The following is a 9,334-nucleotide window of genomic DNA, read 5'->3' as shown; positions in this document are numbered from 1 at the left end:
GCCGACCCAGTACAAGCCGCCGCCCGGCAGGACAGCCTTGCGCCGCTCCTCGCCCGCCTGACCAACCTCGGCCCCGCGGTCGCCCTGCCGCGCCCCGTGCTCGAGGCCATCGTCCGCTTCCTCGCCGGCCGCCTCGACCTCAACCGCGCCCCGCCCGACGGCAGGTCCATCCGCGACGCGGTGCTCCGCGCCGGCGTCATCGCCGAGCCCGGCGCCCGTCCACCCGCCGATGCCAGATCCGCGCTGCTGCACCTGCGCTCCGCCCTGAGCGGCTTCCTCGGCGGCGAGGTCCAAGCCGTCCCCCCGGTCACCCGCCGCCCGCCCCCGCCGCTCAAAGGTGAACCCGCCCGCGCCCCCTCGCCGCAGCCCGCCGCTCCCGGCAGCGACGAGCCCGTCGAAACCGCCCGCCAACTCCTCGGCCACACCGACGCCGCGCTGTCGCGCCTGAAGCTGCTCCAGCTCGCCTCCAGCCCCGCCGACACCCTCCGCGCGAACACCCCGGCTCCCGCCGCCGAGTTCCGCGTCGAAGTGCCGATGCAACTCGGCGCCGAAACCGGCATCCTGCAGCTCCTCGTCGAACGCGACAGTAAGCACAAATCAGCCCCGCGCGAGCGTGGCTGGCGCATGCGCTTCGCCCTCAATTTCACTGCCACCGGCGAAGTCGGCGCCGAAATCTCCCTGCTCGGACGCGCCGCCAACATCGCCCTCTGGGCCGCCGAGCCCGCAACCGCCGATGCGCTCGAGGCCATGCTCCCCGAACTCGCCCCGGCCCTCGCGCGCCACGGCCTCGATGTCGGCGGCATCCGCGTCCGCCGCGGCGTCCCGCCACCACCCGCCCGCCGCCCCGGCCAATTGCTGGACAGCGCCCGATGAGCGACACCGCAAAACCGCCCGTCAACCTCGCCGTCGCCCTCGAATACGAACGCGGCACCCGTGACGCCCCCCGCGTCATCGCCAAGGGCCGCGGCGAACTCGCCCGCCGCATCGTCGAGGTGGCGGAGGAAAACGGCGTCGTCATCGACGCCAACGCCCCCCTCGCCGAAGCCCTCGCCGGCGTCGAGCTCGACGAGCAGATCCCCATCGAGCTCTACGAAGCCGTCGCCGAAATCATCGGCTTCATCCTCCGCGCCAGCCACGCCCGCTACTAGCGGACAACCGCCAGTCCAGTCGTCTCCCTCCCCCTTGTGGGGAGGGATCAAGGGTGGGGGTGGCCAGACGCTCCAACTTCCAGCGTACCCACCTTGCATTCCGCCCCATCTCCGCGCGAAGTGACGCGCCCCCATCGGAACCCGCCCCATGCCGAACATCGCCGACCTCGACACCCCCGCCGTCCTCATCGACATCGACCGCGTCGAAGCCAATCTCGCCCGCGCCCAGGCCCATGCCGACAAGGAGGGTTATGCCCTCCGCCCCCACATCAAGACCCACAAGCTGCCCCGCTTCGCCAAACGCCAGGTCGAGCTCGGCGCCATAGGCATCACCGCGCAGAAGCTCGGCGAAGCCGAAGTGATGGCCGACGCCGGCCTCACCGATATCTTCCTCCCCTACAACATCCTCGGCGCCAGGAAGCTCGCGCGGCTCAAGGCCCTCAACGACCGTGTCACCCTCGCCGTAACGGCGGATAGCCCCGACACCGTCGCCGGCTACGCCGAGACCTTCACCACCGGCAAGCCGCTCACCGTACTGGTCGAATGCGATTCCGGCGGCGGCCGCTGCGGTGTGCAGACCCCCGCACAGGCGCTGGCTCTCGCCCGGCACATCCAGCTCTCCCCCGGCCTCCGCTTCGGCGGCCTCATGACCTATCCGCCGCTCCACGGCGTCGAAAAATCCAACGCCTGGCTCAAGGAAGCCGTGGCGCTGTTCCAGCAGGCCGGCATCGCCGTCCCCACGGTGTCATCCGGCAACAGCCCCGACATGTGGAGCCCCGCCGCCGCCCCGGTCACCGAGCGCCGCCCCGGCACCTACATCTACTATGATCGCTTCCAGGTGAAGGAGCAGGTCGCAAGCCTCGACGATTGCGCCCTCACCGTCCTCGTCACCGTCGTCAGCCGCCCCACCCCCACCCGCATCGTCATCGATGCCAGCTCGAAGTCGCTCACCTCCGACCTCCTCACCATGGAGGGCTACGGCCTCGTCATGGGCACCGACCTCACCATCAAGGGCCTCTCCGAGGAGCACGGCGTCATCGAAATGCCGGCCGCCTCCGATTGGCCGCGCGTCGGCGAGCGGCTGCGCATCATCCCCAACCACGCCTGCGTCATCTCCAACCTGTTCGACAAAGTGACGCTCGTCTCCGGCGACGAGGTCAAGGAGACGGTCCCGGTTGCGGCACGCGGACGAGTCGACTAGGAATTCTCCCGGCAGGGGAGTGGTATCGAAATGGTCGCTGATTGGTATGATGGCCTGACGCTCGCATCCGAGTGGCGTCCGGCGGGAGAGGGCGTTGCTGCGCGCTATCGCCTGATGCTCACCAACGACACGGGCGAGACCCTGCGCGATTTCCGCCTCGGCTTCTCCGGTCCCGCCCGGGTCAGCGACGACGCCGAGATCAGCGGCGCCAAAGTGGTGGCCCAGCTCTCCAATTTCTGCGAACTGGCGCCCCAGCGCGGCTTCACGCTCGCCCCCGGCGCGCGCTGGACCATCGATATCCTGAAGCTCGACTACCCCATCCGCCATTGGACGGACGGCGCTACCACCGGCTTCCTCATCCTCGCCGATAGCACCACGCGCTCGCTCCGCACCGTGCCGACCGCGCTCGAAGGCAGCGACACCGGGCGCAGGAAGGGCACGGCGATCTTCCCAGTGCCGGAGCACCCGCCGGTCCCCGTCTCGATCGTCCCCTGGCCCAACGATGTCGCTGTCTCCGGCCGCCGCACCGCGCTGTCGGGCCTCGCCCTCGTCCCCTCGGTCGTCGGCAAGGCCGCCTCGGCCGCCTTCGCCAAACTCACCGAGCGCCTGTTCCCCGGCGAAGGACTGGTCCGCCCCGCCCACGAGGGCGGCTTCCCGGTCGATCTCGTCGCCGGCCCCGGCGGCAAGGAAGGCTACAGCATCGCTTTCACCGCCGAGCGCGCCCGCATCACTGGCGAGACCGAAACCGGCCTGCTCTACGGCCTCATCACGCTGGGCCAGATCCTCCGCGGCGCCCGGCTGCACCTTCGCCAGTTCAGCTTCCCCACCTCCGGCCGCATCGAGGATGCGCCCGAGATGGCCTGGCGCGGCTGCCACCTCGATGTTGCCCGCCGCTACTACGCCAAGGACGAGGTCGAGCGCTTCATCGCCATCCTCGCCTGGAACAAGCTCAACGTCCTCCACTGGCACCTGAGCGACGACGAGGCCTGGCGCGTCGAGATCGACGCCTATCCGCAGTTGACCGGCAAGGGCGCCTGGCGCGGCTATGGCATGGCCGTCCCGCCGCTGCTCGGCTCGGGCCCGGAGCGCACCGGCGGCTACTATTCCAAGGCCGACATCCGCGACATCGTCGCCCTCGCCACCGAGTTCGGCGTCGACGTGGTGCCCGAAATCGACGTTCCCGGCCACTGCTACGCCATGCTGCAGGCCATCCCGGCGCTGCGCGATCCGGGCGAGAACGCGCCCTATCATTCGATCCAGAGCTTCCCCAACAACTGCCTCAACCCGGCGGTCGAGGCCACCTACGGCGCCATCGAGACCATCCTTACCGAGATGCTCGAGCTCTTCCCCTCGCGCTACTTCCATGTCGGCGCCGACGAGGTGCCAGAGGACGCCTGGCACGCGTCCCCGGCCGCCAACAAGCTGCGCGAGAAGCTGGGCGTCACCGGCGCGGCGCCGCTCCAGGCGCAGTTCCTGCAGCGCCTGCAGGCGTTCCTCACCGCAAATGGCAGGATCACCGGCGCCTGGGAAGAAGCTTCGCATGGCGGCGGCATCGACAAGGCCAACTGCTACCTCGTCGGCTGGCGCACTACCGAAGGCAGCCAGCAGCTCGCCGCCGCAGGCTACGAGGTCGTCGTCGCGCCCGGCCAGGCCTACTACCTCGATATGGCCAACAGCGAGGATTGGCACGAGTGCGGCGCCGCCTGGGCCGGCTGGTCGTCACCCGAAAAGGCCTACACCTTCGAGCCCGCCGCCGGCTGGAGCGCCGCCGAGCGCGCCAATCTCCTCGGCGTCCAGGCCTGCATCTGGTCCGAGCCGATGACCGATCGCGCCGTGTTCGACCGGCTGGTCTTCCCGCGCCTCTCGGCCGTCGCCGAGACCGGCTGGAGCCGCAACCGCGACTTCGCCCGCTTCACGGCGCTGGTCGGCCTGATGCCGAACCTTTACGGTCGCTACGAGGGATTGTGAGCGAGGAATCATGGGGCAGATGGGCGATCTTTTGGTCCGGCTGTACGACCTGCCGGAAATGGCGGCCGAAGCAAGGGTGATCGCCGCCGGCATCACCCTGCGCCGGGCCCTGCCGCCCGAGCGTCACGTCGTCACCGCCTGGGTGCGGCACCATTTCGGTGAGGACTGGGTCTCCGAGGTGAAGATGGCGATGAGCCAACAGCCGGTCACCTGCTGGCTCGCCGTCCGCGATGGCGAACTCCTCGGCTTTGCCTGTCACGACGCCACCGCCAAGGGCTTCTTCGGCCCTACCGGCGTCGCCGAAACCGCGCGCGGGCGGGGGATCGGCGAAGCCCTGCTGATCACGACGCTCCGCGGCATGCGCGAGGCTGGCTACGCCTACGCCGTCATCGGCGATCCCGGCCCGGTCGAATTCTACCAGAAGCGGCTCGACGCATTGCTAATCCCCGGCTCCAGTCCCGGGCTTTACAAGGGCATGCTGCATTCACCCAAGCCGGCCTGAAAACATCGGTGTTCAACTAACTTCCTCTTTACTCCGCTGCACTAGGCTAGACCTCTCGAATTCCTAGGTTTTCCGCGACTGTTGGAACGAAGCACCGGGTTTTTCTGCCCCGAGTCTTGCCGGCCGTCACGGGATCATCAGCGGACGCCTCCCTGCCTTGCCGAGATCCGGAGCCACATCCAGCACTGCGCCACAGGGTCCGGCGGCCGCCGTCGAGGGCGACCCGTCGGCGCTGCTGCGGCTCGGCAAGTCGCTGGCCATGGCGCGCGGCAAGCTCCGCGCCCGGGACCTGCGGATACGCGCCATCCTCGACAACCTCGCCCACGGACTGTGCTCTATGACCGGCATGGCCGGCTGGTGCTGTGCAATCGCCAGTTCCTCGACATCTACCGCCTCCCGCCCGAGCTCGGAAAACGCGGTACCAGCTTCCGCAAGATCCTCGAGGCGCGCGTCGCCGGCAACACCCATGTCGGCGACGCCGCCGACTACTACGTCGCCGACCGGCTCAGCGCCGTGCGCGAGGGGCGCACCCTCGGCGATATTCACCGGCTGAACTCCGGCCAGGTCATCTCGATGACCCACCAGCCCATGCCCGACGGCGGCTGGATCTCGACCCACAAGGACGTGACCGAGCTGCACAACATGCAGGCCGAGCTCACGCACCTCGCCTACCATGACGCGCTGACCGGCCTGCCAAACCGCACCCTGTTCTACCGGCGCCTCGGCACCGCACTCGCCGAGGCCGGGTCGGCCGCCGTGCTCTGCCTCGACCTCGACGGCTTCAAGGCCATCAACGACACCCTCGGCCACGCCGCCGGCGATACGCTGCTGCGCCAGTTCGCCGCGCGGCTCGGCCGCTGCCTCGGGCCGGGCGATACGGCGGCCCGCATGGGAGGCGACGAGTTCGTCGTGCTGCATCGCGCCGGCACCGCCCAGAGCGCCCGCGAGCTGGCAGCGAGGATCTGCGAGGCGGCCGACACCCCCTACGATCTGGACGGCCAGGTCGTGACCGTCGCGCTGGGCATCGGCATCGCCGTCGCCGGCGCCGACGGGAACGAACCGGACGAGTTGCTCCACCACGCCGACGTCGCGCTCTATGCCGCCAAGCGCGAAGGGCGCGGCAACATCCGCAGTTTCGCGCCGGAGCTCAATCGCGCCAGCACCGATCGGCGCCGCATGGAGGCCGACCTCAGGCGGGCACTGGAATTCGGCGAGTTCGAGTTGCACTTTCAGCCAATTCTCGATCTCCGAATGCATGCATTTTCAGGCTTCGAGGCCCTGTTGCGCTGGCAGCATCCCGAACGCGGCCTCGTGTCGCCGGCCGATTTCATCCCGGTCGCAGAGGACACCGGACTGATCGTCCCGATCGGCGACTGGGTCATCCGCGAGGCCCTCGCCGAGGCCGCCCGCTGGCCTGCCGGGCTCCGGATCGCCGTCAACGTTTCGTCCGTGCAGCTGGTGCGCGGCGGCCTCGTCACCACCATCATGCAGGCCCTCGCCGCATCCGGCATCGCCCACGACCGGGTCGAAATCGAGATCACCGAATCGGTGTTCCTCACCAACTCCGAACAGAACCTCGACACCCTCCGCCAGCTCCGCGCGCTGGGCGTGCGGATCGCGCTCGACGATTTCGGCACCGGCTATTCGGCCCTCGGCTACCTGCTGGCCTTTCCGTTCGACAAGATCAAGATCGACGGTACCTTCGTCCATGCGCTCCCTAGCGCCGAGGGTGCGAAAACCATCGTCGCCGCCGTCGCCGACATCGGAGCCCGCCTCGCCATGTCGACCACCGCCGAGGGCATCGAAACCCCCGAACAGCTGAGGGGCGTCCACGCCGCCGGCTACACCGAGGCGCAGGGCTACCTGATCTCCCGGCCCATGCCACGCGAAGCCCTGCAGCGCCTCCTCACCGACGCCTTCGACACCATGCCCGAAGCCCCCCTCGAACAGCGCGCCGCCGGCTAGTTGTCTCCACCGAATTCCCCCCAACTCCCCTCGCCCTCAGGGGAGAGGGCAAGCGCAGCTTGGCGCTGACGCGCCACCTTCTCGCCTGAGGGAGAAGGGACACCGTCACCGCGTCCCAACAAAAAAGGCGGGGTCTCCCCCGCCTCTCTCGCCCGAAGCCAAATAGCCTCAGAGCTTGTCGGTGATCGCCGTGGTAAATGCCCCCGACGGCTTGTTCTTGATGATCTTCTGGTCCAGCAGCGCCTTCTCGGTGCGCTCATAAGCGGCCGCGTTCAGCTTGAAGTCGGTCGCGTCGACCAGCTTGCCCACTTCGCCCATCATGTACTTCTGATGTTCGAGCGTCTGGGCACCGGATTCGTCATTGTCGATGACGATCTGCGCCGCCTCGTCGGGATGCTCGATCGCATACTGCCAGCCCTTCTGCGACGCGCGGACGAAGCGCACCATCTTGTCGGCGAAAGCCGGGTCGGCGAGCTTGTCTTCCATCGCGTAGAGGCCGTCCTCCAGCAGATCGTTGCCGAGATCGGTATAGTTGAAGATCACCAGCTTGTCGGTGGTGAAGCCGGCGTCGATCGCCTGGCCCAGTTCGTTGTAGGTCATCACCGAGATGCAGTCGGCCTGCTTCTGCACCAGCGGCTGCACGTCGAACGACTGCTTCAGCACGTTGACGCCATCGGCGCCGCCTTCCGTCGGGATGCCCAGCTTGTTCATCCAGGCGTAGAACGGATATTCGTTGCCGAAGAACCAGACGCCGAGCGTGTGACCCTTGAAGTCGGCTTCAGTCTGCACCGGGCCGTCCTTCGGGCAGATCATCAACAGGCCGGATTTCTTGAACGGCTGGGCGATGTTGACGAGATTGACGCCCTGCTCGCGGGCCGCCAGCGCCCCACCCATCCAGTCCACGATCACATCGGCGCCACCCCCGGCGATCACCTGTTCGGGCGCGATATCCGGCCCACCCGGCTTGATCGTGATGTCGATGCCTTCATCGGTGTAGAAGCCCTTGTCCTTGGCGACGAAATAGCCGGCGAACTGCGCCTGCGTCACCCACTTGAGCTGCAGTGTCACCGGATCCGCGGCCCAGGTCGCGGTGGCGCCGAGCGCCAGCGCGCCCGCCACCAGACCTACGAGAAGCTTGTTCATTTTTGACGTTTCCCTTTTCCCCTGATTACGCCCGACCACCACGGACGGACGGATGCCAGAAGGTGACTGCCCGTTCGATGAGCGCCACCACCCAGTAGAAGACAGAGCCCGCTAACGCCGCCACGGCGATCTCTGCCCAGACCATCTCGACATTGAGCTTGCCGATCTCGGACGAGATGCGAAAGCCCATGCCGACGATGGGTGTCCCGAAGAATTCAGCCACGATTGCGCCGATCAGCGCCAGAGTCGAGTTGATCTTCAATGCGTTGAAGATGAACGGCGCCGCCGCCGGCAGCCGAAGCTTGAACAGTGTGGACCAATACCCGGACGCATAAGTCCGCATCAGGTCGCGCTCCATGTGCCCCGCCGCGTTCAACCCGGCGACCGTGTTCACCAGCATCGGGAAGAACGTCATGATGACGACCACCGCCGCCTTGCTCGGCCAGTCGAACCCGAACCACATCACCATGATCGGCGCGATCCCGATCAGCGGCAGTGCCGAGATGAAATTGCCCAGCGGCAACAGCCCGCGCTTCAGGAACGGCGAACGGTCGACCGCAATGGCGACGAGGAAGCCGAACCCGCACCCCAGCACATAGCCCGCGAGCACCGCCTTGAGAAATGTCTGCTGAAAGTCCGCCGCGATCCTCGGAATGTTGCCGATCAGCGTCTCCCATATCCCCGACGGGGACGGCAGCAGCACCTTCGGCACATTGCCCCCGCGGGTGATGGCCTCCCACGCCACAAGTATGGCAATGCCGAACACCGCCGGTATCAGCACCCCCGCCAACCCCGGCGCCTCGTCGCGCCCGATGGCACCCGACAGCCGTTCGGCAAACAGCCAGGCGAGGAGCCACGCGGAGATCAGCGCGAACCAGTACCCGGGCTCGGCCTGCTGCAGCGTGTCGAGCGCAAGCATCAGCGAAATCGCGCCGAGGGCCGCCAGCGCCCCGTCGATCCAGTAGCTCACCGCAACTCGAAACCGGACGAGGCTCACGATACCGAGGACGAGCAACACCCCGACTGCCGGAAACTCCCACACCGGCATGGGCGCGCCTTCGGTCGAGGCGAAATCGAAGATCAGCCCAAGGAGCGCAAAGCCCGACGCGAACGCAGCGAGCACTCGTTGCAGCGCCGTCATGCCTGCGCTCCCAGCCGCTTGTTGGTGATCCGCTCGGCCAGGCCCACCAGCGCGATCAGCGCCCCCGCCAGCAAGGCGGCGGCCAGCAGCGCCGACCAGATCTGGATCGTCTGCCCGTAGTACGAGCCCGCCAGCAACCGCGCCCCGATGCCATTACTGGTCCCCGCCGGCAATTCGCCCACGATGGCGCCGACCAGGCTAGCCGCAACGCCCACCTTCATCGAGGTGAAGAGATAGGGCAGGGCAATTGGCCAGCGCAGTTTCGA

General features: G+C 67.9%; 9 protein-coding genes. 6 read left to right on the top strand and 3 right to left on the bottom strand.

Annotation, left to right across the window (positions count from 1 at the left end; genetic code table 11):
- From JWQ89_RS02050 to JWQ89_RS02025, 6 genes are all read left to right on the top strand, one after another.
- A partial coding sequence (locus JWQ89_RS02050; RefSeq protein WP_299637974.1) for a flagellar hook-length control protein FliK occupies positions 1 to 873 on the top strand: 873 nt, incomplete at its 5' end.
- Complete coding sequence (locus tag JWQ89_RS02045) at positions 870 to 1,148, top strand: EscU/YscU/HrcU family type III secretion system export apparatus switch protein (RefSeq protein WP_299637972.1); 279 nt, start codon at positions 870 to 872, stop codon at positions 1,146 to 1,148. The genes JWQ89_RS02050 and JWQ89_RS02045, both read left to right, overlap by 4 nt.
- 148 nt (positions 1,149 to 1,296) lie before the next feature.
- A complete protein-coding gene (locus JWQ89_RS02040) occupies positions 1,297 to 2,349 on the top strand; it encodes a D-TA family PLP-dependent enzyme (RefSeq protein ID WP_299637970.1) in 1,053 nt (350 codons plus the stop codon).
- Positions 2,350 to 2,379: 30 nt separating this feature from the next.
- The gene (locus JWQ89_RS02035) at positions 2,380 to 4,317 is read left to right on the top strand and encodes a beta-N-acetylhexosaminidase (RefSeq protein WP_299637968.1); all 1,938 of its coding nucleotides are present in this window, start codon (positions 2,380 to 2,382) and stop codon (positions 4,315 to 4,317) included.
- Positions 4,318 to 4,336: 19 nt separating this feature from the next.
- Positions 4,337 to 4,819 carry a GNAT family N-acetyltransferase gene (locus tag JWQ89_RS02030; protein WP_299637966.1) on the top strand — a complete coding sequence of 161 codons (483 nt, stop codon included), beginning with the start codon at positions 4,337 to 4,339 and terminating at the stop codon, positions 4,817 to 4,819.
- A 330-nt stretch (positions 4,820 to 5,149) separates the two neighbouring features.
- Positions 5,150 to 6,784 carry an EAL domain-containing protein gene (locus tag JWQ89_RS02025; RefSeq protein WP_299637964.1) on the top strand — a complete coding sequence of 545 codons (1,635 nt, stop codon included), beginning with the start codon at positions 5,150 to 5,152 and terminating at the stop codon, positions 6,782 to 6,784.
- 168 nt (positions 6,785 to 6,952) lie between these two features.
- Here the strand turns inward: JWQ89_RS02025 and JWQ89_RS02020 are convergent, their stop codons facing one another.
- The 3 genes from JWQ89_RS02020 to JWQ89_RS02010 all read right to left on the bottom strand — a co-directional run.
- Positions 6,953 to 7,927, bottom strand: a complete 975-nt coding sequence (locus JWQ89_RS02020) for an ABC transporter substrate-binding protein (RefSeq protein ID WP_299637962.1) — start codon at positions 7,925 to 7,927, stop codon at positions 6,953 to 6,955.
- A 25-nt stretch (positions 7,928 to 7,952) separates the two neighbouring features.
- A complete protein-coding gene (locus JWQ89_RS02015; RefSeq protein WP_299637976.1) occupies positions 7,953 to 8,846 on the bottom strand; it encodes an ABC transporter permease in 894 nt (297 codons plus the stop codon).
- A 218-nt stretch (positions 8,847 to 9,064) separates the two neighbouring features.
- The coding region (locus JWQ89_RS02010) for an ABC transporter permease subunit (protein ID WP_366143957.1) at positions 9,065 to 9,334 on the bottom strand (270 nt) is incomplete at its 5' end.

Source organism: Devosia sp., assembly GCF_028290645.1.
In the GTDB taxonomy this organism is placed as follows: Bacteria; Pseudomonadota; Alphaproteobacteria; order Rhizobiales; family Devosiaceae; genus Devosia_A.
This window is presented reverse-complemented; position numbering and strand designations above follow the sequence as displayed.